Origin of the sequence: Phocaeicola plebeius DSM 17135, assembly GCF_000187895.1 — a bacterium.
GTDB classification, from domain to species: Bacteria; Bacteroidota; Bacteroidia; order Bacteroidales; family Bacteroidaceae; genus Phocaeicola; species Phocaeicola plebeius.
Map to the genome: position 1 here is coordinate 247,434 of NZ_DS990118.1, position 24,636 is coordinate 272,069.

Below are 24,636 nucleotides of genomic sequence, written 5' to 3' on the forward strand. Positions count from 1 at the left end.
GGATTATTACTTTTGGTGGGTGTGGAACATATGCTCCTAACTATAAGGTTCGCCTTGCTTATCAAAGTGTGTCTATTTTAGCCCACTCCCATGTTCCACACTCCGTCAAATAGTCGATATATATTTCCCATAATTCGCCCTCCATTTAATTTTATTAAATTATAAATAGATTTCATCAACTCATACGCCGTTAAACACAGCGAAACACAACCACACCAAGGAGGCAACACGTCTAAACCACTCAAAAGCGAAAGGCTATTTAGCAATCTTCTTATGAATACAAATATATAGCTATTTTTTCAATTACCCAATTATCCACGCCCAACTTTACGAACAGATTTTTTAAAATTGAGACCTATTGATTCTGCAAACTCTGCAAGAATGGTGCATCCGTCCGGTGCATCATCATGAGCATTATCCCCCTCACGCTTATAGTTTGTAAGAGCTTTCATAAAGCGTCCGTAGTCAGAGCCTTTAGTGTATTCTGTTTCATCAAGAAATGCGCAATGCTTTTTTATCCAGCCGGCTTTCATCAGAATACGAGTTTCTTTATGCTGAGTAGTAGGACGCGCTTGGATAAGACAGGACTTTCTTTTAGTGGTAACAAGTTTACGCACATTGATAGCGAATATACGCCCACCATTGTTTGACTCGATACGTAACTGGTCGCATTCGGTATCTATTACCATTTGTGCCAAGCGTGGCTCCGTAACCTCAACCGGGTCTTTGGTAAATAATACATCTGTGATAAAGTATTTCGGTCCGAATACCTTTGCGAATGGTGCACAGAAATCATCATCACCTTTATCCGCAGTATCACAAGCGCCAATAGTGCCATCAGGTCTTTTACCTGCAATATCGGCGAGTTTAAAGCGCATAAGGGAAGACTTCGGAAATAGTAAACCTTTTGCTTCGAATGGCTCCTGCATATACTCGGCCATCCAAATACTTTCGTCTGTCTCTGAGCGCAATTCAAGGTAATATTCAGTCGTGTGTACATCTTCACAGAAGGACCGTTCGTTTTCATCAAGAGCAGCAATACGGATGATTTCATTATATTTCCCGGCTTCTTCCAAACGCCCAAGTACATCATTAGCAGACCAGCGTGTACCAATGTCAATAAGACAACAGTTACCCTCTATACGAGAATCATGCGTACCTTGTTTCCATGACCATACTTTTTCATTATTGTTATCGGATAAGGCATCTTCCAAGCTCTTGTACAAGTCGTCCGTCATGGCGAGCATGGACGCACCAAAACCGATAACAGTTCCACCAACACCACCGCCAAAATAAGAAACCTGACGGGCTCCCTCAACATTCCAGCTCTTCACATTCTGTTTATCACCTTTAAGATAAATATCCGGAAATATTTCATGAAAACGTTTGGACTTCACAATATCACGGGCATCATAGGAAAGTTTATTATACAATGTATCAGAACAACAGTTACGCATAACTGATTCTTCCGGAAAATGCCCGAGCATCCATGCGATAAACAAAGATGAAATATAAGACTTTCCTGCACGTGGCGGCATACTTACTGCAAGACGATAGATTATGCCGGCAGAGTATGACTCATATACACGCATAAAAGCTTCTGCAACTTTCTTCAGGAATAAACGCTTTGCAAAAAACTTCGGATCATAGTATAAACAGAAAGCCCAGAAATCTTTCTGAGCTTCCCGCTTGCGAAGAATTGTTACTGCCTTCGCACGCTTTATAAGAATTTCCCGGTTGCTTTTACTCTTGTTCGCCACGTATTATAGCTATTAACTGTTCATCGGTCATACTTTCAAGTTCATCACCTAAATTCACATTGGTATCAACTTCTTTACGGTCGCGCCATTTTTCCGGCTGTCGGTTCTTCAACCAAAATATTGCAGCCGTTGTGTCCGGTGGATAATGTTCTATATACTCCTTTTGGTCAGTTATACGCCCGTCAGATGTAGCGAATTTAGTTGCTTTACATGAGTAGCCAATAGCACGATTATACAAGCGAGAAGCTACATTGGCATCAGCCAAATTCTTTCCTTTTTTTAAGGACTCAAGAAATTCAGGGTATTTCTTTTTCCAACTATTGATTGTCTGTTCTGAAACAGAGAAGAATTCAGCAATTTCTTTATCTGTCGCACCAAGCAGACAGAGTTTAAGAACTTGGTCGGAATACTCTTCTTTGTAATCCGATTTACGTCCTCTTTTCTTTTTTTCTGCTGAATTCTTCTTTTCTGTCATAACCAATAACTAACCAAAACTGACAAATTGAGACAACTCATCCTTTAATTCGGGTAAGCCTCCATTATCAAAATAGAAAGAAGAACGCATTTTTCCCTGTTTTTTTACCCCACGCATGGTTTTACACAAGTGTTCTCCCTCCAATACTATACCTATAGCTAAAGGTGGATATTCATCACCAAGTGCATTCCTTATCATATCAACAATATCTTGCGCCAATCTTTCTTGTATCTGTAAGCGGGCAGCGCAGTAATCTACCACACGGCCCACTTTGGAAATGCCAAGAATCTTTCCTTTAGGATTAGGGATATATGCAAACCAATACTTACCAAAGAAAGGCATTATGTGATGTTCGCACATAGAATAATATGTACCGGAATCAGACACAACACTACCACAAGATAAACCATCCTTGCCATTCGGGAATACAGTAATCTTTGGCTTTTGTCCAGGGTCATATCCACGAAATATCTCTTGCCACATCCTTAAAATACGATCCGGAGTGCCAACAAGTCCTTCTCGATTAGGATTCTCACCAATGTACGAAAGGATATTTCTTATCGCACATTCAATATCTTTTGGGTCTGTAGGCTTAGTTTCCATTTGGGATGCTTTTTAATATAATCAATAACTTCTTCTGTATTCTGACAAGAGCATGGCTGTAAATAATACACGGCTGCTGTCATTTCTTCATAGGTTGATAAATCCTGCCCAGTATAGACTACTTTTATTTCATGAGGATTAACAACAATAGCATTACTTCCTTCTTTCGGTGAGCAAGTTACCCAATCTATATTATTCGGTAAGGAGCGCGTCCCGTTAGTTTCTATACAGACATATTTACCTATCCGATGCAGACGGTCTACAAACTCCCTATCAATCCAAAGCGAAGGTTCTCCGCCCGTCAGTATGACCATCACTGCCGGATATTTCCCTACTTCCGACAAGATTTCCTCATCGGACATCAAAATACCGTCTTCATGCTGCGTATCACAGAAAGGACATTTCAAATTACATCCGGAGAAACGGACAAAAACAGCCGGGGTTCCGGTATGATAACCTTCCCCCTGTATGCTGTAGAATATTTCATTTACCTTTTTCATACCATGCTATATTGTTTTCCGATTCCTGCACCATTACTTTAAAACAAGCCGGAACTTGTTCACAAATCCATCTTGCCATATTCTCCGCTGTCGTATTAAATGAAAGCACTTCATTTAAGTTACGGTGATCCAACTGTTCCTGAATCTTTTGTTTTATGTGGGTAAAATCTACAACCATACCATCATCATTCAACTGTTTTGCCCGACACCAAACCACGATTATCCAATTATGCCCATGTAAATTCTCACATTTGCTCTCATAAGACAACTTCAAACTATGTGAAGCTGATATTTCAATACGTTTTCTAACTGTGTACATAATAACTATTTATAAAATGACAATACCTGCATTATTTCATCTTCTTCTTGTTTCCGACCATAAGTTCCGGATTCTATCAAAGGAAAAATTTCTTTTCTGATGTAAGATACATTCCTATCTATAATATCTTCAGTAAAAGGATAGCCATTCAGGGCAAAGGCTATAAACTTGCGAAAACACGGTTTACAACTCCAACATTCTTTCCCATGCTCCGGAGTATAACAACTGAACGATGAAGAAAAGGCCTCATCCATATCGCCACCTTGCGCAATAAAAGCCCTAACGAGTTCAGCCTTTGTGTATCGCTTGAAATCCAGATTTATTTTGATTTTCCTTTCTTCCGTCCAATGCTGTTTCTGATAAAGATAGTTCAATAACTGCTCATAGATATCAGCAAATACCGGAGATTTGTCAAGCACCCGGTCCCCGGCCGTAGCACCTAAACAAATTTCATTCCCATAGTTAGTAGCAATCCCGATAAGGTACATATTCCGCAACGGAATTATCTTATCTTCCCGTTCCCACTTGGAAAGGTCTAGTTTCTCCACTACAACATCAGCAGGAAGGCGCTTTATTTCCTCTTGTGAATACTTTGTGCCCATATCCACGTATAATTTCACATCAGGCTTCCAAATCTTGTCTATAAGCCAGCTATCCATGCCCCCTGAATATAGGAGGACTTTCTTCTCATAAGAACTCTTCTGCATACTTTTGAAATTTTATCCATTCATTAAAATTATGTCTATTCACCAAATCATGATGCCTGGCTCTCATCCCTTTTGGCGGATCGTAGCATTGCATCTGACCGTTATCAAACTTATATATCTGTCCATATCGGGCACCGGATAGCCATGTCGTACTATCAACACTATCAAACTTAAGGTATGGAAGATACTTGGAACTTGTAAAGCCAAGCCCATGAATACGGATGCCGGCACTATGAGCCTGGTCTATAAACCATTTCAGAATCATAGGATTCTGTCTGATTCTTCTACCTTCTTCCATTGCGGAAGTCGTACCGATAGCCACATAAGGATATTCTTCACACATACGTAGAAAATAATCCCTTTTTCTTGAAGCATGCCACACGGGAATAGGTTTCCGCCCTGTCTTATCTTCCAAGTAACGACGGTAATATTCAACCTTACGCAACCCGACAACAACATCAATATCAAGCTCAAAAAACTTTTGGATATTATTTTTGAGAATGAAATCAGCATACTTCCTTACATAACTATCCCAGTCAAATCCATTATTCTTTCCAGAAAAGGCAGAAAAAGCGCCACTATCAAGAATATGCTTTTCTTGGAGCACATAGCTGCCATATCTGCCGGATTTGTGTTCCCAAAAGGAACTAAGAAGATATATATCCGATGTATCCATGCACCATCTTCTGGCACATGGCTTATATCCAGCAAGATAAAGAATCATACCTCTATCTCTTTGTTACAATATGGACAAACCAATACTTTCTTTTTATGCTCTACCTTATCAGCACCTTCAAAGAAGCCCTCAATATCGGTAGGAATTTCATCAAATGGTAGGTCCATATTCCAATCATTGAGTTCTTCCAAGCAGAAATCTTCTACAATAGCGGCAAAATTAAATTGGGAGGAATCGGAAACACGATTGTCAGCCAATGCCAACAGCTTCCTCTTTTCATCTTTTGTTGATAGGTCGGTTCTCTTAATAGCGATTAATTCCGTACCGTCAGACTCGATAACACGCACTTTTAACCCAAGTTCCTGGGCTTGTTCATAGACACCATTCCCGGCAATGACAATATCGTTTTTATCCACAAGAATAGAACGTCCGGCCCCACACTCCGTAAGGCTCTTACGAATAAGACGTTTGTTTTCTTCTCCATGAATACGATAATTGCGGGGGTCTAACTTAATCTCACTTACTTTAGACATAGCAATTTCGTTTTTCGATTAAAATATAGACTCCCCTGCAATTTTCTTTCGAATCAGTTCCTGTACTTTGTTATAGATTTCATAAAGCTGCTTTAAAGATTCCTTTCCCGGCCAGTCCGAAAAATTTGCATCTTCAAAAAAACGATATTCAAAGACCCTTCGCGCCAAAGGACTCAAGTCCAAATCCTGCAATACATTGCGTACCTGATGGAAACGACTAAGAAGAAGTTCGTTCTTATCGACTGATTCTTCTTTCACATCCTCAATTTCCAACCGCGAATAGTCCACGTTCTGATCCACCGGCATTGGACGATATTTGCTCCGATAAGGTGAAGTGTCTGAAGTTACATTCAGTTTTATCATCTTCAACACAAAGAAATCCAATTCCGTACAGCCGTTTTTCTTTGCGGAAAGAAGTTGCTGCAGTTTAGCATCATCCTTTTGCAGCAAAGAACAAAGCACCTCATTCAACACGTCGTTAGCCTCATCCGGAATACCGGCCAAGCCACAATGATAGACCGCATAGTCCAACCAGCGTTCATATCTCCGTCCTATATATTTTTCTACTAATGCACTTGCCATAAGCTATAAAGTTGTTATCTTTGTGTGTTCTAAGAAAGCTTTATAGCTTACTGGCGGTCGGTAGTGGTGTATCGGCCGCTTTTTTTATTCCTTATCTTTCTTCAATTCCGCAATATGGATAATCCCAGAAAGACAGTTTCCCTTTCACGTTACTTATAGGCTTATCAAAGAGTATAGCATCTTTCAACACCCAGTTATAAACTCCTTTCTCAGCCCAGATAGAAGAATGATTCTGTACACAATCCACTATCTTAACGCTACCGATAATGGAGCCTGTACAAAAATTAAAATCTTTCCACTCTTTGTTTTCCGGTAATGCCAATAACTGCTCATTGGTAAGTATTGAATCATAGAAATTATCGTAATTCAAAGGTTTACCACTTGAATGAATCAGTACCCTCTGCCCTAAGTATTTCTTAGGGCAGCTCCAAGTACGGTTCTCAATGTCTTTAATGCCATGGCATATCAAAGAGGCCCACGGCTGCCTGATAGATATCGTTTTCATAATTTTGCTATTAGATAATTTAAATACCAATACAATCCAAAGTAAAACACCGTACAAACAATCACAGTAGCCATAATCCAAAATGCTAACAGCCTATATCTTTTATCTTCTTCCATCTGTAAAGTGTTTCATTCTCCATTTCTTAAATTCATGCTCACGTTCCGATAACCATTCACAGGTCCTATCATAAGGGTCTGATTTATATCTGGAAGCTTCATTTATAGATTCCTCCTCGGCTGCACCACAGCGTTCGGAAAAATACCTGCGAAACCACCCAAGTATTATCTGCCCGTCCAATCGGTCATATAAATTGCCGTAATAGCCGCTTTTGGCGCGCTTAAAGAGCAAATTTATATCTGCTATAGTCAGAAACTTATAATCCTGTAAGATTATCATGGCAGTTTCAAAAGTTTGGGCATCCGTCATCTTCTTGCCTACATTCACAAACTCACGCAGATTAACAAGCCATCCCTCCAAGTATGCTTGAAGGCAATCATAACCGTATGCTTGCTCTATCTCAATCAACGCAGGTGTATTGGCACTAAATACAGCCGGGTAAGAATTAACCGCCCTGCATGCCACCTGTACCGCCGGAACCGAGAATTCTCTCAAGAATGTTTCTTTTGTAATCGTCGCTAACATTCGAGTTTCCCCCGGCTGCCGTACCACCACCATTTGTCTTTCTGTATTTTCCATCTTCCATATCCTTTTTTGCCCATTTTCGGAATGTCAAATTTGCGCTGACGTATTTCTTCAACAGCTCACGGTAATTGTGCATGGAGCGCAAGGTATTCTCGATTACCTCAATGGGGAAATCTTGTTTTATCCGTTCAAACTGAGCTTCTGTAAACGGCTCCTTCAATTTACCCACATTAGGAGCGTTTGCATCAATCCAAGCCTTGAACTTTTTAAAATTCTCACTCTCGGGGGGTGGGGGCTCCTCGCGCGTGCGCGTAATACTCCCATCCTCTCCTTTACTCTCCTTTCCTTTCCTATCCTTTCCAGCAGGAATATTCTCTACCGTTCCCGATTCTTCGGGAATATTCTCGAATGTTCCCGAATTTCCTGTTTGGGCGGAAAGAAGAGCCTTTTCTATAACTTCTTCCGGAATTTTTGACTTTTGCGGTTTGTCGATGCGTTCGCTGGAAAAGTCCATCACGTAGTAGCTTTTGTTCTCGTATGTAAAAGGTACAAGGACGGAGTTCTCAATCAGCTCTTTCAGCCACCCAGAAACCTGCTGCTTACGAATGTCTTCGCGGGCAGGAAAAACTTTCGACTTAATGATAACCTCATTCGCAAGAATGACGCCGCTATCATCAGCAAAGTTCTTCATGCCGATATAAAGCAGCCAAGCAGGAAGAGATACATTCGAAAATCTTTCATCTTCCCAAAATTCCGGAACTATAGTTCTAATTCTTGGCATTATTACACTATCTAATTATGCGACCTTCTTTAGACACTTACGTATCAAATTCATATTATTATTCACCAGCTTTACTATGCTATCATGGTATTCTGTATTTCTATTGCAGACACCACGGGACTGAACTATACTGAATGTCTTTAAATTAACTTCAACCGTTTCAATGTGCTTCTTGCCTATCCGGGCAGAAAGGATAAGAGAATCCTTCTTCTTGAAATATTCATTTGAAAAGACACAATGGTGCATAATTTCTCCTTCTTTCTTAAATTCCTCAAGGCTTTTCAACGGTATCACCACTATCTTACCATCCGACAGTTTCAAATCAAAGAATTTCGATTTCTCCTTAATGTAGTCTTCGGCATATTTCTTAAGTTCAAGCAAACGCTGCATATCACGTGCCTTGCGTGCCTTTTCATCATCACGTTTCTTTCTCGCCACATACAAGTCATGAGCTTTTTTTAGATTCTTAGGACAAACGTAATGAGCATTATGCAGATCTTTATGATAATGATCTAGTAGTTTCAGATAATCAAACCACATTGAAACATCTTTAATCCGATATTTATTACGAAGACAAATTTTTATAGACGGCCAATACATATCAATCTTGTAACGGTGGCCCTCGAAATAATCTATTAATTCATAATGTCTTGCCTTTAGAAGTGTTTCAGCCTTAGGAGAATGGGGAATTGTATTGATGGCAGTAAGAAATGACATACCGCGTAATTTACAATCTATACCCATTCGAATATACTTAGGTCTAAAGACAGAGGCCGGATGATAGCGTTCGCAATAAATATCATTGTCATGATTGTAATAATACGATCCAACAACTTTATTCCGTATCTCCAGTTCTCCGCACCAGCCATTGAATCCCGTATTATTGGCACGAGCTACTACTTCCCGGTTACCGTCGTCTTTTATCCAATGTTGCAGTATTTCACGAATATAATAACGAGGCTTTGTTTCTTCTCGGTAATAAGCAATCAATTCAAAACTACGGATAACTTGGAATTCCTCACAAATTTCTGCCTTGCCAATAAACATTGTCTGTTTATTGATACGCTTCCTCGACTGTTCTATCTTCAAAGATGCACCACAATGAGGACAAATAGCACGCTTACGTTTTACAAGTTCTGGAGAGAAGCGCTGCCCGCACTCCATACATATAACACGTGACTTGGTTGCATATCCTATATGTTTTAAACAATCGCTTTTAGCCCAGTCAATCATCATATTCTCAATATTAGATAGCTGGCTACTCAAACCAACTACCCTAAATTGTAATTTCGTTCTTGGCTTCATAATCCTTCAAATAATGAGAATTGCAAAGAAGATGACTCGTTTTTCTTTCCCTTACGCCTGCTATTCGTTTTTTCCGGGCAACCGGTTTCTTTTTGAGGTGCGGCACCCACATCACTTTTAGGTGCCTGAGAAGTGGATGCTTTATAATTGGTCTGCTTACTAACCTTGATGTCGTCTTCATCATAGTAGTGTACTGCAAGACCGAAAACCTCATCGTCAGACATACATACGGCATTGCCGCGTTTCTTTGCCTCACTAAGAATATAATCAAAACATTCGTTTATATTCTTATTAGGTTTCGCATATACATTAGCGAAAAGAGGGTCATTCTTCGCCCGTTCTTCCAAATACGATTGGATGATCTGTTTGGGTGTCTTAGTTTTTTCCATAGCATTAATTATTTATAGACATCGGCATTAATAAGTAAGTAAGGCTGCGTTCTTCTTCATCGCAGCGAGATAAAACAGCCGCTCTTGACGGGTCCGTCATGGATATAGAAATGTCTTCTGAGGGAATACTATTCACAAGTTCTATCAAGAAACCGCTCTTAAATCCTATCTCAATGGCTTCACACCCATCCTGCAAAATCACAGTTTCTTCCGCAGACTTGGAAAAATCGAAATCATGGGCAGTTATAAGCAGGGAACTCTTATCGAATTTTAGGACAACCAAAGAGGAAGAGATATTGCAGAATACCGAAACACGCTTTAAAGCCGCCAATAAGTCATTTCTTTTTAGAACTACTCGCTTGGACTGATTTTGAGGAATGACCGCACGGTAATTGGGATATCGTCCTTCTATCATTCGGCACACAAGCCGATAAGAGTCAAAATCAAACTGAACATTAGTTCTATTCACTTTTACTTCCAATTCCAAGCAATCTTCCGGAACCAGATTGGAAAGCAATTTTGCAAACTTGCTCGGAAGAATAAATCCGGCGCGCTCCTTACGTGTATATGAAGCCGGCAGTTCAACCATTGCCAACCGACTGCCATCTGTACCGACATAAGAAGTCTTTTCCAAATCTATGTCAAAATAGACTCCGTTCATCGTAGGACGAAGTTCGTCATTTGCACTGCAGAACTGAACTTGGCGAACCCCATACAGCAAGTCATTACCTGATAGCAGAAACGAATGACTACTATCATCAATATTCATTTCCGGATATTGCTTGCCATCCTCAATAGGCATGGTAAATTTTCCGTTTGCATACTTGACTATCATTTCCTTTTCATAAATGGAAATGGTTAAAGGCTGTTCGGACATTTCTTTTAAACCATCCAATAATGTCTTGGCACTTGCCAAAAAAGAACGGTTTACGAAATCCGCCTTGCCATCCACATTGGTAGATATGCGGCCACCTTCCTCACCGGCCGTTACTTGAATAAAGCCTGATTCGTCAATGACAAACAAAAAATTGTCATAAGCCGGCAATGTGTTCTTTGGCTGAATGATTCTGCCTACTGATTTCAGTTTGTCTAATAATGCTGTTTTTGAAACAAGTATTTCCATGTGTCATTTGTTTTATGGCACATAGCAAAGAGAAGAATGTGTTAGAAGTGAAAAATGCTGTTTTCAATATGTTATAAACAGCAAAAGCCGGATAAATTTAGTATTTTATCCAGCTCGTAACCAATTGCTCGGTGCAAATATAGAAAGAGTTTATTTCACAACAAACTTTTTCAGACTTTTTTTATTCATTTTTCTTCAAAAGGTCCAAAACAGCCCTATTTGCCTTGTCGCAAATGGAATAATCAATATCAATATAGATATCCGCCATTTTAAAATCATTGTTCACGTGCCCAAGGCAAAAATCAACATCCGCTTTGGCTATCCCGGCTTTATTTCTTGCTATACTTGCCCAACTATGGCGGGCCCAGTTGGTAGATAGTTGTACCCCTAATCCAAGCTGCTTGGAAACCAGCTTCAGCTCTTTATTGACCGCTTTCAGGAAATTATTATAGTCGGTATATCTCATACGGAAATAAGACAAGAATGTACCATTGCTATAATAATCAAGCAGAGGGCGCAACTCCGGTTCCACCCTTACAGATAAAGGCACATAACTCTTGTTGTCTATCGTCGTCTCTTTTGAACGCCTATATTCAACCCTGCCGTAAGTCTCGTTGGCCAAAGAGAAAAAATCTTTCATGTTAATACCCATCAAGTAGAACAACATCATAAAGACATCACGTGCCATGGCTGTACGCGGATTATCAAACCGGGCATCCCTAATCCTTTTAATGGCATCTATCGGCAGGCTTTTCCGTTTCCGTATATACTCCGGTATCACAACACGGGAAAAAGGATTGTTCGGGATACGTATTATATCATAATCTTCATTATTGAAATGCTTCCTTGCTTTATTATACAAAGAACGAATACCGCGAAGGTAATTATTAACTGTGCCCGGCTCCATTCTCCGCTGCACATCAGCAACCCCGTCAACTTTACTCCTCACTATGATTACCCGATTCTCAAGGTATTCTTTAAAACTTTCCAGGGTTTTCGATTTTATATCCTTGGCATCAATACGCTTAGAACCATAGAAAGCTATAAAAGCATTAATGGATGACTCATACCAGTTGGCAGTCTTTCTTTTAACTGTTTTTGTTATAATTCCTCTTGCAAATTCCACAAAATCAATAAATTCACTTTCAGGAGAAGCTATTTTCAATACTTCTTCTTTTAACTCCGAACAGCTCATTTTTGCCGTTCGGGTACTGCCAAGCTTTATATATGCGCCACGATACTTCTGCACCAGATTGGTTATTTCATAGTTCAAATTCTCGCTATTAGCTGATAATGAAGATATTGAACCGTCCTCATTCATCAAATTAGGCTCTATGAAATATTCTGTAGGAATATACTGGGCCGAACTGTTATGATAGACCCTTATTTTAACATTGGTAGTGCCATCTTTTTTCAGATGACGGCCACCTTGAAACACCACTGCTTTAAATGTTGCCATACTTCATTTCCAAAATTGGCAGCATTGCATCGAAATGTTATAAGATAGTTATAAGAAAACCCACCCTTATTTGCATTTAAACAGGCTCAAATAAGAGCCGTTTGACAAAAAAGGACGAGCCGACGCAAAACGCATCAGCTCGTAACCAATAATTATTTCCTTAGTAATCAGCCTCATAGGAGACTTTTGCTCGTGTGGGCGTTGACGGATTCGAACCGCCGACCCTCTGCTTGTAAGGCAGATGCTCTGAACCAGCTGAGCTAAACGCCCAATAGGGGGAAAGTTGACAATTATATTTCGGTGTGGGCGTTGACGGATTCGAACCGCCGACCCTCTGCTTGTAAGGCAGATGCTCTGAACCAGCTGAGCTAAACGCCCGAATAATCTTTCTTTTTGGAGGTGGGCGTTGACGGATTCGAACCGCCGACCCTCTGCTTGTAAGGCAGATGCTCTGAACCAGCTGAGCTAAACGCCCCAAAAAGAAAAAGCAATGATTTACGAGAAATTCGTTAAGTGGGCGTTGACGGATTCGAACCGCCGACCCTCTGCTTGTAAGGCAGATGCTCTGAACCAGCTGAGCTAAACGCCCGATAGTCTCGTTCTCAATTGCGGTTGCAAAGGTACAACTAAATTTGTAATCTGCAAACTTTTGAGTTGTTTTTTTATCAAAAAGTGAAAAAAGAGAATAATGAAGGGACTAAAAATCCATTCTATAAGGAAAATTTCACAAGAAAGAACCGACACAAATCAAATTATTGTACGTAACTTTGCAAGGCTAAAATGAAGGAAAAACAAATGGAAGAAACGTTTGCAAAATACATCAATGTCAACGGAGAACTGATGGACTTATCCCGTCCTCAGGTGATGGGCATCCTCAATGTAACCCCCGATTCTTTTTATGCTGACAGCCGTAAACAAGCGGAAGAAGATATTATCAATCGGGTACATCAGATTATAGAGGAGGGAGGCCGCATTATTGACATTGGCGCCTATTCTTCACGCCCAGATGCCGAAGATGTATCTCCAGAAGAAGAAATGCAACGACTAAAACACGGTTTACAAGTTATCCGAAGAGAGTTCCCTGATGCCATTGTTTCTGTCGACACCTTCCGTGCCGACGTAGCCCGAATGTGCGTAGAAGAATACGGTACGGCAATCATCAATGACATTTCTGCCGGCGACTTGGATGCAAACATGTTTTCCACTGTAGCAAAATTGAAAGTGCCCTACATCATGATGCACATGCAGGGAAATCCACAAAACATGCAAAAGAATCCGCATTACCAGCATCCGGTTAAAGAAATCATCCTTTATTTTGCTGAAAAAATCGAGAAGATCCGGGCTGCAGGTGTAAAAGACCTTATTATAGATCCAGGATTTGGTTTCGGAAAAACCCTGGAGCATAATTATAACATACTGAATAAACTGGAAGAGTTCTCCATATTCCAACTTCCGATACTTGTAGGAGTATCCCGCAAATCGATGATTTATAAATTATTGGGAGGAGGACCTGAAAATGCCCTGAACGGAACAACTGCCATACACGCCATTGCCTTGATGAAAGGCGCTAACCTGCTCAGGGTACATGATGTAAAAGCAGCCGTAGAAACCGTCCGGATTTTCAATGCCCTGCAAAACCAATGATTTAAGACACGAACTTCAACATACTTTTAAATTATGCCTTTCGACATCTACATACTCAGTTTCAAAGATATACTCGACATTCTGCTGGTAGCCTTTCTGTTATACAAGTCCTACAAGCTGATGAAGTCGTCGGGCTCCATTAATATCTTCATCGGCATCCTGGTATTCATTATCATTTGGGTAATCGTGTCACAGGTACTCCAGATGAGACTATTAGGTTCCATTTTTGACAAACTGGTGAGTGTAGGAGTTATCGCACTTATTGTCTTGTTCCAAGACGAGATACGTCATTTCCTATTGTCATTAGGTTCCAGACACCGCAGCAACAGCCTGTTCCGTTTCCTGAAAGGCAACAAAAAAACGGACACAGAAAAAGAAGACATCATGCCCATCGTGATGGCCTGCCTGAATATGAGTAAAGGTAAAGTAGGAGCACTGATTGTGATAGAAAAGGATTTCCCGTTGGATGACATTGTCCGTACAGGCGACCTGATTGATGCCAATATCAACCAGCGTCTCATTGAAAATATCTTCTTCAAGAACAGCCCGTTGCACGATGGAGCCATGATTATCAGTCACAAACGGATAAAAGCAGCCGGATGCATTCTTCCAGTTTCACACAACCTGGAAATCCCTAAAGAATTAGGACTTCGCCATCGCGCCGCCTTAGGTGTATCACAAGAAACGGATGCCATGGCCATCATTGTATCCGAAGAAACTGGCGGCATTTCCATTGCCTACCACGGACAATTCCATTTGAAGTTAACGGCAGAAGAACTGGAACGTATGCTGACGGCAGACAACCGGATGTAACTTCAATCCAGCATCAGATTCATATAAGGAGACTTTCCGTCAAACAACAATCGGGTAAGTTCATTGATAGAAACCACTTGATAAGTCCGTTCTTTCAATTCACCTCTAGAATATATTCCTCCTTCCAAGTTATGCCAACCGTTATTTTGCGGAAGAGCCTCATCTCCTTCTACTTTAAAATAATGGTTTCCAGTCCATATTCCTGTCAACAATCTGAACAATGCTTCTACATGAATGATTCTTGCCATCCCCAACTCATAAGGCTGACCCTCGGAGCAAGAATCGCATTCCAACTCCATTACACCGTAATGAGAAGACAACCCACGCAGCATAGCGTGTTCAACGGTCTTATCCCTGCATACCACTTCCTTGATTATCAGTTTTTCCTCATCCGGCAAACAGAAGCAAAGTCCTTGCAGCTCATCTTCCTCTACAGCTCCCCACAACTGACCTCCCGACAAAAGTAAATCTGCTAATATGATGTGGAAATCTTCCCAATTATGCTGTATGCGGTTTTCACAATCAGCCTGAAAATGGTCATAAAAACGGAAAGCAGCCCCGCACAAAGTACCTTCAGGGGAGATTTCAACCAATTTCCACCGATTGAAAAAGTTTTCAACAGGCAAACAAGAAGCTGTTAATAACTTTTTTCTCCGTTGAAAACAAAGAGTATACCCCGAACGAGCATAGTAACCTTTCAACCACTCTTCCGCAGGTATCAAAGTGGAGAACAGAACCCCTTCCCGAAACATACTCTGATGAGCCTGGGCCAGCAACTTCCGCATCACTCCCCGCTCTCGATGTGCCGGATGCGTACAAGCGCCCGAAATATAGGCTACCGGCACGTTCATACCTTCGTACGTCAACCGATACGGAATACGTTGTAAGGCAGCTATTACCCGCCCGTCCGATTCCATATACTCATTCAGGGAATCAGCATACCGGCAACCGAAATAAAGATCCATGAACGCTTCCGAGTCATGAAAGCAAGTTGCCCATAACCTTCTGACTTGCTCTTTTACACTCATTTCAATTCCGCCATGTATTTTTCAAGAATCACTTCCGGCTGATAAGAAAGCTTGGCTTTCCGGAGTCCTTCCAATCCCAAGTCTTCCTCCCGGTTGATATAGATGTACTGTGAAGGAATATGATTGGCAAACTCATAATTAATCATGGCATACGCTCCCTCTACAGCCGTATTGGCTTTTTCCACACACGTATCGAAAGTTGTTTGGTTGATAGGGGCCCCAAAAGTAAAGGCTACAATCTCATCCTCCACATAAAGTACCCCTCCAATCACGTCCAATTGCTCCAAATGCTGCAAGGCAGCTGTCATGGAGCGACGTTCGTTCTCCAAGGCCTGATTCTCCGCGCAATTATTCGCCCGGCACCACTGAGTTTCCAGCTCCAAACATGCGGGAATCAAGTCGGAAGTCAAAGGTTTATATGTATAATTCGGATAATTACTCCTGAACTTATTCAGATGATTTCGTTTAGGCTGAAACTTTTTTCCTTTCAATGTGGACAAGTCGGAACGCAGATAAATGTAATCAGCATAATCCCGGTCGGAAACAAAATTAAAACGATCCGGGAAAGCATTTTCCAGCTCTGCACGCATATTGGCGCATACACCTAGCAAACGGAAAGGAGCGCCTTGACTTTTTGCATCTTCCATCAACGCTTCAATCACCGGACGAATATCACTTCCTTCACCTACAGGCATCATATAGGCCAGCTGTCCGTCCGCATAGAAACGAAACAGCAAAAAGCCATTCATTTCTGCAATCTCCGTCTGATACAGGAAACGCCAGCTGTACAGATTCACAAACGACAAATCACAATTACGCCGTGGACTGCACAATGTATATTTCTGCACAGTTTCCTTATCACTCAGGTCTATCGGTTTAAATGCTATCATATAGGTGTTTCTTTTTCGTTTCGAACAAATACTTACAACTGAAAAAAATAACAAATCAGCCGGTCATTCAGTTCATTCCATACAAGAGCAAAATCTTAATACAATCCTAAGATATGCAAAATTGTAGGCGAAAGCAAAGCAGTAAGAATTCCGTTCAAGGTCAGTCCCAGACTTGCGTATGCACCATACTTGCCACTCACTTCCATGGCACGTGAAGTACCGACTGCATGACTGGCTGTTCCCATGGACAATCCCTGCGCAATCGGGCTGGCTACACGCCCTACCTGAAGCAGTTTAAATCCGCAGATAGCTCCAAACAATCCGACCACAATAACCACAGCAGCCGTCAGTGAAGGAATCCCTCCTACCGCATTCGACACCTCCATGGCAATCGGAGTAGTCACAGACTTTGGAGCCAATGACATAATCACTTCTGGAGAGGCCCCCATCAATTTGGCAATAATCGTCACCGAAACCAGCCCGACCACACAACCGGCCAACTGCGAAATCAGAATCGGCATCAGCTGTTTCTTTATCATGCGCAACTGCAGGTACAAAGGTACCCCCAATGCCACGACGGCCGGCTTTAACCAAAATTCTACCAACGAACCAGCCTCGGAGTAAGTTTCATAAGAAACCCCCGTAAACTGAAGAAAACAGATTAACATAGCTATTGCCACAAGGATAGGATTCAACAGCACCCATCCAGTTTTTTTCTGCAACAATTTTGACAAAAAGAAAAAGCCAAACGTAATGGCCAGCAGAAAAAATTTATTTTCGAAAAAATCCATACTTACGAACTAATTGATGTACCCAACCTGTTACTACTAAAACCAAAATCGTGCTGACCAGCGTCGCAATTACAATCGGCCAGAACTGCGCTGTAATCACATCGAAATAGAGCATCAACGCCACTCCTGACGGCACAAAGAAAAACCCTAAATTTGCTACCAGAAAATTTGTAAGCCCCTGCACCCACTCCAGTTTTATCCAGCCCAGCTGAAGAAACAAAGTCAGCAACAGCATGCCAATGATGCTCGAAGGAAGCTTAATACCCGTCAAATAAACAATCAGTTCACCTAACGCCAGACATCCAAAAAGAATAGAACACTGTCGAATCATAATACCTTTTATTTTATCTTGAAAACCGGTGCAAAAATACATAATCAGAAAAACCAATCTCCTTCTAAGCCGCTTTTTATTCAAATCTACAAGGGATGGAAAGGTTTTTGCATACTTTAAAGCAAAAAAAATCGCTTTTTGCAAACTAGATATTACAAAAATACCTATTTTTGCAAGTGGAAAACAAAAAGCTCGTTACCGCACACAACAAGCATTTACAATTTAACATATAAATCATGGATTTAATCAGTGAAATCGTTGAACGCGCTAAAGCAAACAAACAGCGCATCGTGCTTCCGGAAGGAACAGAAGAACGTACTTTGAAAGCTGCCAATCAGATATTGACAGACGGTGTAGCAGACCTTATTTTGTTGGGTAACCCCGATGAAATCATGAACCTGGCCAAAGAATGGGGATTGGGTAATATCCACAAAGCTACCATCATTGACCCAGAAAACAATCCTAAACAAGAAGAATATGCACAGCTGCTGTGCGAACTTCGTAAGAAAAAAGGAATGACCATCGAAGAAGCTCGCAAACTTGTGCTGAATCCTTTGTACTTGGGCTGTCTGATTATCAAGGCTGGCGACGCAGACGGACAATTGGCAGGTGCACGCAATACAACCGGTGATGTACTTCGTCCTGCATTGCAGATTATCAAGACTGCTCCGGGCATCACTTGCGTTTCAGGTGCTATGCTGATGCTGACACACGCTCCTGAATGCGGAGACAACGGTGTATTGGTAATGGGCGACGTAGCTGTAACTCCTGTACCTGATGCCAACCAGCTGGCACAAATCGCTATCTGTACTGCTCAGACTGCAAAAGCAGTGGCAGGCATCGACCCGCGTGTAGCTATGCTGAGCTTCTCTACCAAAGGTTCTGCAAAACACGAAGTAGTAGACAAAGTGGTAGAAGCATTGAAAATTGCAAAAGAATTAGACCCGACATTGAAGATTGACGGTGAACTGCAGGCAGATGCTGCACTGGTTCCAAGAGTAGGTGCAAGCAAAGCTCCGGGTTCTGAAATCGCCGGAAAAGCCAACGTATTGGTTGTACCTTGCCTGGAAGTAGGAAACATCTCTTACAAGCTGGTTGAACGTCTGGGCCACGCTACTGCCGTAGGACCTATCCTGCAGGGTATCGCTCGTCCGGTAAACGACTTGTCACGCGGATGTAGCATCGACGACGTATACAAGATGATTGCCATCACTGCCAATCAGGCTATCGCTGCCAAGGCACAGTAATCATCCGACTCCGATAATTTATTTCCATAATGCCACTCACTTTTCTTGCAGAGTGGCATTATAGTTTTCCTCATTACAAAAAACTATTTAATAAGATATGAAAGTATTAGTACTCAACTGCGGTAGTTCTTCAATCAAATACAAATTGTTTGAAATGACTACAAAAGAAGTCCTCGCTCAAGGAGGTATTGAAAAAATCGGTCTTCCGGGTTCTTTCCTGAAACTGACTTTGCCTAACGGTGAAAAGAAAGTGATTGAAAAAGACGTACCTGAACATACTACTGGTGTACAGTTCATTTTCGATACTTTGACCAATGCTGAATATGGAGCAGTAAGCAACCTGCACGAAATCAAAGCAGTAGGTCACCGTGTATTGCACGGAGGAACCAAGTTCAGCGGTTCCGTACTGATTGACGATGCCGTAATTGCAGCTGTAGAAGAATGCTGCGACCTGGGCCCGCTTCACAACCCAGCCAACCTGAAAGGTATCTATGCCGTACAGAAACTTCTGCCGGAAGTACCGCAGGTAGCCGTTTTCGATACTGCATTCCACCAGACTATGCCGGACTACGCTTACCTGTATCCGATACCTTATTCATATTTCGAAAAATATGGTATCCGCCGCTACGGTTTCCACGGAACTTCTCACCGCTACGTATCAAAGCGTGTATGTGAATTCCTGAACATCCCGCAGGAAGGCAGCCGTATCATTACTTGCCACATCGGTAACGGTGGTTCAATCGCAGCCGTAAAAGACGGAAAATGTATCGATACAACCATGGGACTTACTCCGCTGGAAGGCTTGATGATGGGAACTCGCTGCGGTGATATCGACGGTGGTGCCATCACTTACATCATGAAGAAAGAAGGCCTGACTCCAGACGAAATGTCTACCTTGCTGAACAAGAAGAGTGGTGTACTGGGTATGTTCGAAAAATCAAGCGACATGCGCGAGCTGGAAGATGCAGTAGCCAGAGGTGAAGAACGTGCTATCCTGACAGAAAATATGTATTTCTACCGCATTACTAAATACATTGGCGCATACGCTGCTGCCATGGGAGGCGTTGATGTAATCCTGTTCACTGGTGGTGTAGGCGAAAATCAGGCTACAGCGCGTGCAGGTGTCTGCAAGACATTGGGCTTCCTGGGTGTAGAAATCGACCCGGAAAGAAATAAAGTACGTAGCAAAGAAGCCATCATTTCTACTGACAATTCAAAAGTAAAAGTTGTGGTTATTCCTACAGACGAAGAATTAATGATTGCTACTGATACTACAGAAATCCTGAACAACAAATAATCGCAGGAATCCTAAAAGAGTTAAAAGAGGATACCTCCTGAAAAGGAATTCACTATCTTTGCGCAAGAAACAAAGGCAAAGAAAGATTCCTTCAGGAAGTATCCTCTTTCTTTTTGCCCACGTATTCTAACTATAAACGAAAAACCTTCTATTATGAGCAAAAAGATTGTAACATTTGGAGAAATCATGCTCCGTCTTACCACTCCCGATAACTTGCGCATCCAGCAAAGCCATGACTTTCTGGTTAATTATGGAGGAAGCGAAGCTAACGTAGCCATTTCCATTGCCAACTTTGGCGGAGAGGTAGAATATATAACCCGATTACCGGACAATGCGCTGGGAGAGACTTGTATCGCAGAACTCCGTTCTCACAATATCGGAACCAAACACATTCTTTTCGGCGGACACCGCTTAGGAACCTATTATATGGAGAAAGCAGCCGCTATGCGTAACTCCAACGTCATATACGACCGCGAGAATTCCTCGTTCTCTGAGCTGAAACCTGGAATGATTAACTGGCGCGAAATTTTCAAAGACGCATCCATCTTCCACTGGTCGGGTATTGATGCCGCACTGACTCCCGGATTGGCTGAAGTGTGCAAGGAAGCTATTGACATAGCCAAGGAAATGGGACTGACTATCTCATACGACATCAACTACCGGAAAAACTTGTGGAACTATGGAAAAACAGCTCAAGAAGTATTACGTCCGCTCATGACCAGCAGTGACATCATGTTTGGAAGTGAAGGTGAATACGCTCTTGTCACCGGAGTTCCGGCTCCTGGCTTCAAGGCCACCCGAAGCGGTGAAAAATACGATACTGCAGCGTATGAGAAGTTCTGTAAGGAAATCAGCCAGCAGATTCCAAACTGCAAATACATCTATATTGCCCTGCGCAATGTGATGAGTTCAGAACACCACACATTTGCAGGAGTGCTTTATGCACAAGGAGAAATGAAATACACTCGTGTGTTCGACATCGACAATGTGATTGACTGCGTGGGAGTAGGCGATGCATTCTGCGGTGCCATGCTTTATGCACAGAACGCATACGAGGACAACCAGAAACGTGTGGATTTCTCTACGGCTGCTTCCGTACTGAAGAATACAATTGCCGGCGACTATAACATGGTGAAAGTATCTGAAGTAGAAGGACTGCTCGCTCGTCAGGAAAGTGGGGAGGTTGCTCGATAAACAACCATACAAACTCTTATAAAAATTCAGGCGCTGAAGAGAATGTACGTTCTTCCTCAGCGCCTGAATTATTTCTTATCCTTTTCAAACAGTATCACACCGAAGTCTCTCCTTCAATATACTGTTCCAGGAACATATTTTCTCCATCGAAAACCGCATACGAAAATTCAGTAATCCAGTCGCCCAGAATCATCATACGCGATGTACGGCTTAACATCAAATCCAGCATAATGTGACGATGCCCGTAGATAAAGTAATTAATGTCCGGATGGCTCTTTAAATACTCTTTTGAGAATAGTACCAGCGGTTCCTTATCCTCTCCCATATAATCAGGCTCACGTCCACCCTCCCTTTTCAGGCGACTGTGTTTGGCCCACTCCAGTCCAAACTCTACGCTCCATCGCGGATGAAGCATCGAAAATAAGCGCTGCAAAGTCTTGCTGTGAAACATTGTGCGCAACAACTTGAATTTAGGATCATTATCGCCCAATCCGTCACCGTGCCCTAAGAAAAACTCTTTCCCGTAAATCTCACAGGTCAACGGCTCACGGTGCAGGATGACGCCACACTCCTTTTCCAGATAGTCTCCGCACCAGATATCATGGTTACCGATAAAAAAATGTACTTCCACTCCCAAATCGGTCAGTTCCGAGATTTTCCCCAAAAAGCGGGTATAACCCTTGGGGACCACCAGCTTGAACTCATACCAGAAATCGAACATGTCGCCCAACAAGTAGACGGCTGCTGCCCGATGCTTGATACTGTCCAAGAAATTCACTAGCCTGCGCTCTTGCGTACGCCCGTGTGCAATGGCCCTCGAACCCAAGTGCGCATCCGAAAGGAAATATACATTCTTCATCGCATCCATAAGCCTTTTCTTACAAAAATCCTAATTCCAGTTTTGCCTCCTCTGTCATCATATCCTTGTCCCATTCCGGTTCAAAGACCAGATTGACCGTAGCGGCAGTCACTCCTTCCACCGATTCTACTTTCTGACGCACATCTTCCATAATGAAATCAGCAGCCGGACAGTTTGGAGCAGTCAAAGTCATGTCGATGGTCAATTCTCCGTTTTCCTGAAGGTCTATCTTATAAATCAAGCCCAGGTCGTACACGTTTACCGGTATTTCCGGATCGTACACGGTCTTCAACATATCTATGATTTTTTCCTCAATCTTCAACTTCGTTTCGTTGTCCATAATCTTTAATCTTTCAATCTTTATTCTTTCCGCAAACTTAGGGAAAAATCTCCATTTTTTCACCTTCGGCCGATAAAAAAAGAGATTAAAGGCGCCCTTCATCCCCGTAACTGTAATAATCGCCGTCCGAAACTACCACATGATCCAGCAGACGAATGTTCATAGTACGTGCTGCCTCCAGCAACGCATGAGTCAGACGATCGTCATCCTGACTAGGACGAATGTTTCCCGAGGGATGGTTATGACAAAGAATCATGGAAGTGGCCCGTTTCAAGAGTGCCTCACGCAAAATACAACGCACATCAACCTGTGTGGAGGCCAGTCCTCCCCGACTGATTTTGACTGTATCAATCACTTTTGCAGCCTGATTCAGCAACATCACCCAGCATTCTTCTACCGGCAAGTCGCACATCAGGGGATGAAAAAAGGCATACACATCTTGTGAGCTGGTAATTTTCTTCCGCTCAGACGGTTCCTCCTCTCTTCTGCGCTTCCCTAGTTCAGAAGCAGCCAAAATGGTCACGGCCTTTGCCGGACCAATTCCTTTATAGCGACAAAGGTCGTCTACTGTATATTTTCCCAATTCGCTCAAACGGTTGTGACAATCATCCAGTACCTTCCGCATCAGTTCTACCGCCGTCTCTTCTGTATTGCCGGAACCTATCAGGATGGCCAGCAACTCTGCATTGCTTAAAGCTGCCGGACCGTGCAGCATCATTTTCTCCCGCGGACGGTCTTCTTCCGCCCACTGGGTAATATTCAGTTTTTCGTTCATGTATCAATTTTTATCTTAAAATACCGACGAACTACCGACCCCCCTATTGAGAGCAACTTCTTATTTATAGAACGTTTTTTCGAAAGCAGAGAAAGACTTTCCACCACATACACAACGCCTCCACCACGCCCGCAAAAAGCCGGAACCGTAGCCCGTCAATTGTATAAACGCAGCAATAACAGAAAGTCCACCGATTTTTACACTTTTATTGCAAATAGAAGCATCCATAAAAATAATAATGGCAAACAAAGCCAGCAAGAGCAGGCTCCACGGACAGATAAAAGCAGCCAGCAATACCAGCACAACGCCTACCGTAAATACAGCAGGAAGCAAATGTACCACCTTCAAAGATTCAGGGTATTTCTTATACAAATCAATGCGTGCGATACCGGAATTGTGCACTTGCTTGAAGAATTTTTTCAAATCTGTACGACGTTTATGCCATACCCAGGCTTCCGGGAACAAACGACAACGGTAACCTCCCTTAAAGATACGGATACTGAAATCAATGTCTTCGCCAAAACGCATGGCAGAGAATCCTCCCAATGCTTTGTACACCTCGGCACGGACCCCCATATTGAAACTACGGGGATAGAATTTATCCATTTTCTTCTTGCCGCCTCGTATACCTCCAGTGGTAAAGAAAGAAGTCATGGCATAATTAATGGCCTTCTGTACATCCGAAAAAGAATCATGGGCACGATCAGGACCTCCAAACGCATCTGCCGGTTCCCGCTGGAGTTCTGCCTCCACCGCAGCCAGATAGGTTTCGGGCAGGATACAATCAGAATCCAGAATCAGCAGATACTCTCCGCGACTGCGCTCTGCCGCATAGTTGCGTGTTTGTCCGGGTCCCGAATTCGGTTTCTCAAAATAGTGCACATCCAACGCTTCTGCATACTTGTCCACCACCTGCTTGCATGGAATGGCAGAACCGTCTTCCACGACCACCACTTCAAAGTTTCGATATGTCTGACTGCACAGACTCTGCAACAACTCATCCACTTCATCCGGGCGGTTGTACACCGGAATCACCACAGAATACTTCGGATTCATCTCTTATCCTCC

The 24,636-nt window shown here is 42.3% G+C and carries 29 protein-coding genes and 4 tRNA genes; 5 read left to right on the top strand and 28 right to left on the bottom strand.

What is annotated here, in order from left to right:
* Nucleotides 1-311: 311 nt before the first annotated feature.
* From terL to BACPLE_RS01090, 20 genes are all read right to left on the bottom strand, one after another.
* On the bottom strand, nucleotides 312-1,760 hold the full coding sequence (gene terL / locus BACPLE_RS00995) for a phage terminase large subunit (RefSeq protein ID WP_007558039.1): 1,449 nt from the start codon (nucleotides 1,758-1,760) through the stop codon (nucleotides 312-314).
* A complete protein-coding gene (locus BACPLE_RS01000; RefSeq protein WP_007558041.1) occupies nucleotides 1,744-2,235 on the bottom strand; it encodes a helix-turn-helix domain-containing protein in 492 nt (163 codons plus the stop codon). Before BACPLE_RS01000 ends, terL begins: the two co-directional genes overlap by 17 nt.
* Nucleotides 2,236-2,244: 9 nt before the next feature.
* The gene (gene folE, locus BACPLE_RS01005) at nucleotides 2,245-2,838 is read right to left on the bottom strand and encodes a GTP cyclohydrolase I (protein WP_007558042.1); all 594 of its coding nucleotides are present in this window, start codon (nucleotides 2,836-2,838) and stop codon (nucleotides 2,245-2,247) included.
* Entirely contained in the window at nucleotides 2,793-3,338 is a 546-nt protein-coding gene (locus tag BACPLE_RS01010) for a 7-carboxy-7-deazaguanine synthase QueE (protein ID WP_007558044.1), read from the bottom strand. Before BACPLE_RS01010 ends, folE begins: the two co-directional genes overlap by 46 nt.
* On the bottom strand, nucleotides 3,322-3,657 hold the full coding sequence (queD, locus tag BACPLE_RS01015) for a 6-carboxytetrahydropterin synthase QueD (protein WP_007558046.1): 336 nt from the start codon (nucleotides 3,655-3,657) through the stop codon (nucleotides 3,322-3,324). Before queD ends, BACPLE_RS01010 begins: the two co-directional genes overlap by 17 nt.
* Nucleotides 3,658-3,662: 5 nt before the next feature.
* Entirely contained in the window at nucleotides 3,663-4,364 is a 702-nt protein-coding gene (locus tag BACPLE_RS01020; protein ID WP_007558047.1) for a 7-cyano-7-deazaguanine synthase, read from the bottom strand.
* Nucleotides 4,345-5,088: a hypothetical protein gene (locus BACPLE_RS01025; RefSeq protein WP_007558049.1), complete on the bottom strand. Its 744-nt coding sequence runs from the start codon at nucleotides 5,086-5,088 to the stop codon at nucleotides 4,345-4,347. The genes BACPLE_RS01020 and BACPLE_RS01025 overlap by 20 nt, the downstream gene beginning before the upstream one ends.
* Nucleotides 5,085-5,573, bottom strand: a complete 489-nt coding sequence (locus tag BACPLE_RS01030; protein WP_007558051.1) for a ParB N-terminal domain-containing protein — start codon at nucleotides 5,571-5,573, stop codon at nucleotides 5,085-5,087. The genes BACPLE_RS01025 and BACPLE_RS01030 overlap by 4 nt, the downstream gene beginning before the upstream one ends.
* 18 nt (nucleotides 5,574-5,591) lie before the next feature.
* Nucleotides 5,592-6,155, bottom strand: coding sequence for a hypothetical protein (locus BACPLE_RS01035; RefSeq protein ID WP_007558053.1), 564 nt, complete (start codon nucleotides 6,153-6,155; stop codon nucleotides 5,592-5,594).
* A gap of 91 nt (nucleotides 6,156-6,246) precedes the next feature.
* Complete coding sequence (locus BACPLE_RS01040) at nucleotides 6,247-6,660, bottom strand: ASCH domain-containing protein (RefSeq protein ID WP_007558055.1); 414 nt, start codon at nucleotides 6,658-6,660, stop codon at nucleotides 6,247-6,249.
* A gap of 102 nt (nucleotides 6,661-6,762) precedes the next feature.
* On the bottom strand, nucleotides 6,763-7,272 hold the full coding sequence (locus tag BACPLE_RS01045; RefSeq protein ID WP_229095607.1) for a DUF6633 family protein: 510 nt from the start codon (nucleotides 7,270-7,272) through the stop codon (nucleotides 6,763-6,765).
* Nucleotides 7,223-8,083, bottom strand: a complete 861-nt coding sequence (locus BACPLE_RS01050) for a hypothetical protein (protein ID WP_007558061.1) — start codon at nucleotides 8,081-8,083, stop codon at nucleotides 7,223-7,225. Before BACPLE_RS01050 ends, BACPLE_RS01045 begins: the two co-directional genes overlap by 50 nt.
* 15 nt (nucleotides 8,084-8,098) lie before the next feature.
* The gene (locus BACPLE_RS01055; protein WP_007558062.1) at nucleotides 8,099-9,388 is read right to left on the bottom strand and encodes a PcfJ domain-containing protein; all 1,290 of its coding nucleotides are present in this window, start codon (nucleotides 9,386-9,388) and stop codon (nucleotides 8,099-8,101) included.
* Entirely contained in the window at nucleotides 9,385-9,777 is a 393-nt protein-coding gene (locus BACPLE_RS01060) for a PcfK-like family protein (RefSeq protein WP_007558063.1), read from the bottom strand. The genes BACPLE_RS01055 and BACPLE_RS01060 overlap by 4 nt, the downstream gene beginning before the upstream one ends.
* A gap of 4 nt (nucleotides 9,778-9,781) precedes the next feature.
* Nucleotides 9,782-10,900, bottom strand: coding sequence for a DNA polymerase III subunit beta (dnaN, locus tag BACPLE_RS01065; RefSeq protein ID WP_007558064.1), 1,119 nt, complete (start codon nucleotides 10,898-10,900; stop codon nucleotides 9,782-9,784).
* Between the two features lie 181 nt (nucleotides 10,901-11,081).
* Nucleotides 11,082-12,359, bottom strand: a complete 1,278-nt coding sequence (locus tag BACPLE_RS01070; protein ID WP_007558065.1) for a phage integrase SAM-like domain-containing protein — start codon at nucleotides 12,357-12,359, stop codon at nucleotides 11,082-11,084.
* A 195-nt stretch (nucleotides 12,360-12,554) separates the two neighbouring features.
* Nucleotides 12,555-12,629, bottom strand: a tRNA-Val gene (locus BACPLE_RS01075).
* 33 nt (nucleotides 12,630-12,662) lie between these two features.
* Nucleotides 12,663-12,737: transfer RNA gene (locus BACPLE_RS01080), tRNA-Val, on the bottom strand.
* Between the two features lie 22 nt (nucleotides 12,738-12,759).
* Nucleotides 12,760-12,834, bottom strand: a tRNA-Val gene (locus tag BACPLE_RS01085).
* A 39-nt stretch (nucleotides 12,835-12,873) separates the two neighbouring features.
* Nucleotides 12,874-12,948 (bottom strand) — tRNA-Val (locus BACPLE_RS01090).
* A gap of 206 nt (nucleotides 12,949-13,154) precedes the next feature.
* Between BACPLE_RS01090 and folP the strand changes: the two genes are divergently transcribed.
* Both folP and cdaA read left to right on the top strand, forming a co-directional pair.
* Nucleotides 13,155-14,003: a dihydropteroate synthase gene (gene folP / locus BACPLE_RS01095; protein ID WP_040312314.1), complete on the top strand. Its 849-nt coding sequence runs from the start codon at nucleotides 13,155-13,157 to the stop codon at nucleotides 14,001-14,003.
* Between the two features lie 33 nt (nucleotides 14,004-14,036).
* On the top strand, nucleotides 14,037-14,816 hold the full coding sequence (gene cdaA, locus BACPLE_RS01100) for a diadenylate cyclase CdaA (protein WP_007558067.1): 780 nt from the start codon (nucleotides 14,037-14,039) through the stop codon (nucleotides 14,814-14,816).
* 2 nt (nucleotides 14,817-14,818) lie between these two features.
* Here the strand turns inward: cdaA and BACPLE_RS01105 are convergent, their stop codons facing one another.
* From BACPLE_RS01105 to BACPLE_RS01120, 4 genes are all read right to left on the bottom strand, one after another.
* Nucleotides 14,819-15,844 (bottom strand): GNAT family N-acetyltransferase, encoded by a 1,026-nt coding sequence (locus tag BACPLE_RS01105; protein ID WP_007558068.1) that lies wholly within the window; start codon nucleotides 15,842-15,844, stop codon nucleotides 14,819-14,821.
* Nucleotides 15,841-16,734, bottom strand: coding sequence for a DUF2156 domain-containing protein (locus BACPLE_RS01110; protein WP_007558069.1), 894 nt, complete (start codon nucleotides 16,732-16,734; stop codon nucleotides 15,841-15,843). Before BACPLE_RS01110 ends, BACPLE_RS01105 begins: the two co-directional genes overlap by 4 nt.
* A 95-nt stretch (nucleotides 16,735-16,829) precedes the next feature.
* The gene (locus tag BACPLE_RS01115; protein WP_007558070.1) at nucleotides 16,830-17,525 is read right to left on the bottom strand and encodes an LrgB family protein; all 696 of its coding nucleotides are present in this window, start codon (nucleotides 17,523-17,525) and stop codon (nucleotides 16,830-16,832) included.
* A complete protein-coding gene (locus tag BACPLE_RS01120; RefSeq protein ID WP_022053109.1) occupies nucleotides 17,506-17,856 on the bottom strand; it encodes a CidA/LrgA family protein in 351 nt (116 codons plus the stop codon). The genes BACPLE_RS01115 and BACPLE_RS01120 overlap by 20 nt, the downstream gene beginning before the upstream one ends.
* Nucleotides 17,857-18,092: 236 nt before the next feature.
* Between BACPLE_RS01120 and pta the strand changes: the two genes are divergently transcribed.
* From pta to BACPLE_RS01135, 3 genes are all read left to right on the top strand, one after another.
* On the top strand, nucleotides 18,093-19,103 hold the full coding sequence (pta, locus tag BACPLE_RS01125) for a phosphate acetyltransferase (protein ID WP_007558073.1): 1,011 nt from the start codon (nucleotides 18,093-18,095) through the stop codon (nucleotides 19,101-19,103).
* Between the two features lie 97 nt (nucleotides 19,104-19,200).
* A complete protein-coding gene (locus BACPLE_RS01130; protein WP_007558075.1) occupies nucleotides 19,201-20,400 on the top strand; it encodes an acetate kinase in 1,200 nt (399 codons plus the stop codon).
* Between the two features lie 153 nt (nucleotides 20,401-20,553).
* Entirely contained in the window at nucleotides 20,554-21,594 is a 1,041-nt protein-coding gene (locus tag BACPLE_RS01135) for a sugar kinase (protein ID WP_007558080.1), read from the top strand.
* A 94-nt stretch (nucleotides 21,595-21,688) separates the two neighbouring features.
* On the opposite strand, the gene BACPLE_RS01140 is transcribed toward BACPLE_RS01135, so the two are convergent.
* From BACPLE_RS01140 to BACPLE_RS01155, 4 genes are all read right to left on the bottom strand, one after another.
* Nucleotides 21,689-22,453 (bottom strand): UDP-2,3-diacylglucosamine diphosphatase, encoded by a 765-nt coding sequence (locus BACPLE_RS01140; protein ID WP_040312315.1) that lies wholly within the window; start codon nucleotides 22,451-22,453, stop codon nucleotides 21,689-21,691.
* A 19-nt stretch (nucleotides 22,454-22,472) separates the two neighbouring features.
* A complete protein-coding gene (locus tag BACPLE_RS01145) occupies nucleotides 22,473-22,793 on the bottom strand; it encodes a metal-sulfur cluster assembly factor (RefSeq protein WP_022053104.1) in 321 nt (106 codons plus the stop codon).
* Nucleotides 22,794-22,878: 85 nt separating this feature from the next.
* The gene (gene radC / locus BACPLE_RS01150; protein WP_007558086.1) at nucleotides 22,879-23,568 is read right to left on the bottom strand and encodes a RadC family protein; all 690 of its coding nucleotides are present in this window, start codon (nucleotides 23,566-23,568) and stop codon (nucleotides 22,879-22,881) included.
* Between the two features lie 60 nt (nucleotides 23,569-23,628).
* The gene (locus BACPLE_RS01155) at nucleotides 23,629-24,624 is read right to left on the bottom strand and encodes a glycosyltransferase family 2 protein (RefSeq protein ID WP_007558088.1); all 996 of its coding nucleotides are present in this window, start codon (nucleotides 24,622-24,624) and stop codon (nucleotides 23,629-23,631) included.
* Nucleotides 24,625-24,636 lie beyond the last annotated feature (12 nt).

Bases quoted from the DNA above. Each gene is read 5' to 3' on its own strand.
- BACPLE_RS01000 (WP_007558041.1), bottom strand. From the start codon at position 2,235: ATGACAGAAAAGAAGAATTCAGCAGAAAAAAAGAAAAGAGGACGTAAA.
- folE (WP_007558042.1), bottom strand. From the start codon at position 2,838: ATGGAAACTAAGCCTACAGACCCAAAAGATATTGAATGTGCGATAAGA.
- BACPLE_RS01010 (WP_007558044.1), bottom strand. From the start codon at position 3,338: ATGAAAAAGGTAAATGAAATATTCTACAGCATACAGGGGGAAGGTTAT.
- queD (WP_007558046.1), bottom strand. From the start codon at position 3,657: ATGTACACAGTTAGAAAACGTATTGAAATATCAGCTTCACATAGTTTG.
- BACPLE_RS01020 (WP_007558047.1), bottom strand. From the start codon at position 4,364: ATGCAGAAGAGTTCTTATGAGAAGAAAGTCCTCCTATATTCAGGGGGC.
- BACPLE_RS01025 (WP_007558049.1), bottom strand. From the start codon at position 5,088: ATGATTCTTTATCTTGCTGGATATAAGCCATGTGCCAGAAGATGGTGC.
- BACPLE_RS01030 (WP_007558051.1), bottom strand. From the start codon at position 5,573: ATGTCTAAAGTAAGTGAGATTAAGTTAGACCCCCGCAATTATCGTATT.
- BACPLE_RS01035 (WP_007558053.1), bottom strand. From the start codon at position 6,155: ATGGCAAGTGCATTAGTAGAAAAATATATAGGACGGAGATATGAACGC.
- BACPLE_RS01040 (WP_007558055.1), bottom strand. From the start codon at position 6,660: ATGAAAACGATATCTATCAGGCAGCCGTGGGCCTCTTTGATATGCCAT.
- BACPLE_RS01050 (WP_007558061.1), bottom strand. From the start codon at position 8,083: ATGCCAAGAATTAGAACTATAGTTCCGGAATTTTGGGAAGATGAAAGA.
- BACPLE_RS01055 (WP_007558062.1), bottom strand. From the start codon at position 9,388: ATGAAGCCAAGAACGAAATTACAATTTAGGGTAGTTGGTTTGAGTAGC.
- BACPLE_RS01060 (WP_007558063.1), bottom strand. From the start codon at position 9,777: ATGGAAAAAACTAAGACACCCAAACAGATCATCCAATCGTATTTGGAA.
- dnaN (WP_007558064.1), bottom strand. From the start codon at position 10,900: ATGGAAATACTTGTTTCAAAAACAGCATTATTAGACAAACTGAAATCA.
- BACPLE_RS01070 (WP_007558065.1), bottom strand. From the start codon at position 12,359: ATGGCAACATTTAAAGCAGTGGTGTTTCAAGGTGGCCGTCATCTGAAA.
- folP (WP_040312314.1), top strand. From the start codon at position 13,155: ATGGAAGAAACGTTTGCAAAATACATCAATGTCAACGGAGAACTGATG.
- cdaA (WP_007558067.1), top strand. From the start codon at position 14,037: ATGCCTTTCGACATCTACATACTCAGTTTCAAAGATATACTCGACATT.
- BACPLE_RS01105 (WP_007558068.1), bottom strand. From the start codon at position 15,844: ATGAGTGTAAAAGAGCAAGTCAGAAGGTTATGGGCAACTTGCTTTCAT.
- BACPLE_RS01110 (WP_007558069.1), bottom strand. From the start codon at position 16,734: ATGATAGCATTTAAACCGATAGACCTGAGTGATAAGGAAACTGTGCAG.
- BACPLE_RS01115 (WP_007558070.1), bottom strand. From the start codon at position 17,525: ATGGATTTTTTCGAAAATAAATTTTTTCTGCTGGCCATTACGTTTGGC.
- BACPLE_RS01120 (WP_022053109.1), bottom strand. From the start codon at position 17,856: ATGATTCGACAGTGTTCTATTCTTTTTGGATGTCTGGCGTTAGGTGAA.
- pta (WP_007558073.1), top strand. From the start codon at position 18,093: ATGGATTTAATCAGTGAAATCGTTGAACGCGCTAAAGCAAACAAACAG.
- BACPLE_RS01130 (WP_007558075.1), top strand. From the start codon at position 19,201: ATGAAAGTATTAGTACTCAACTGCGGTAGTTCTTCAATCAAATACAAA.
- BACPLE_RS01135 (WP_007558080.1), top strand. From the start codon at position 20,554: ATGAGCAAAAAGATTGTAACATTTGGAGAAATCATGCTCCGTCTTACC.
- BACPLE_RS01140 (WP_040312315.1), bottom strand. From the start codon at position 22,453: ATGAAGAATGTATATTTCCTTTCGGATGCGCACTTGGGTTCGAGGGCC.
- BACPLE_RS01145 (WP_022053104.1), bottom strand. From the start codon at position 22,793: ATGGACAACGAAACGAAGTTGAAGATTGAGGAAAAAATCATAGATATG.
- radC (WP_007558086.1), bottom strand. From the start codon at position 23,568: ATGAACGAAAAACTGAATATTACCCAGTGGGCGGAAGAAGACCGTCCG.
- BACPLE_RS01155 (WP_007558088.1), bottom strand. From the start codon at position 24,624: ATGAATCCGAAGTATTCTGTGGTGATTCCGGTGTACAACCGCCCGGAT.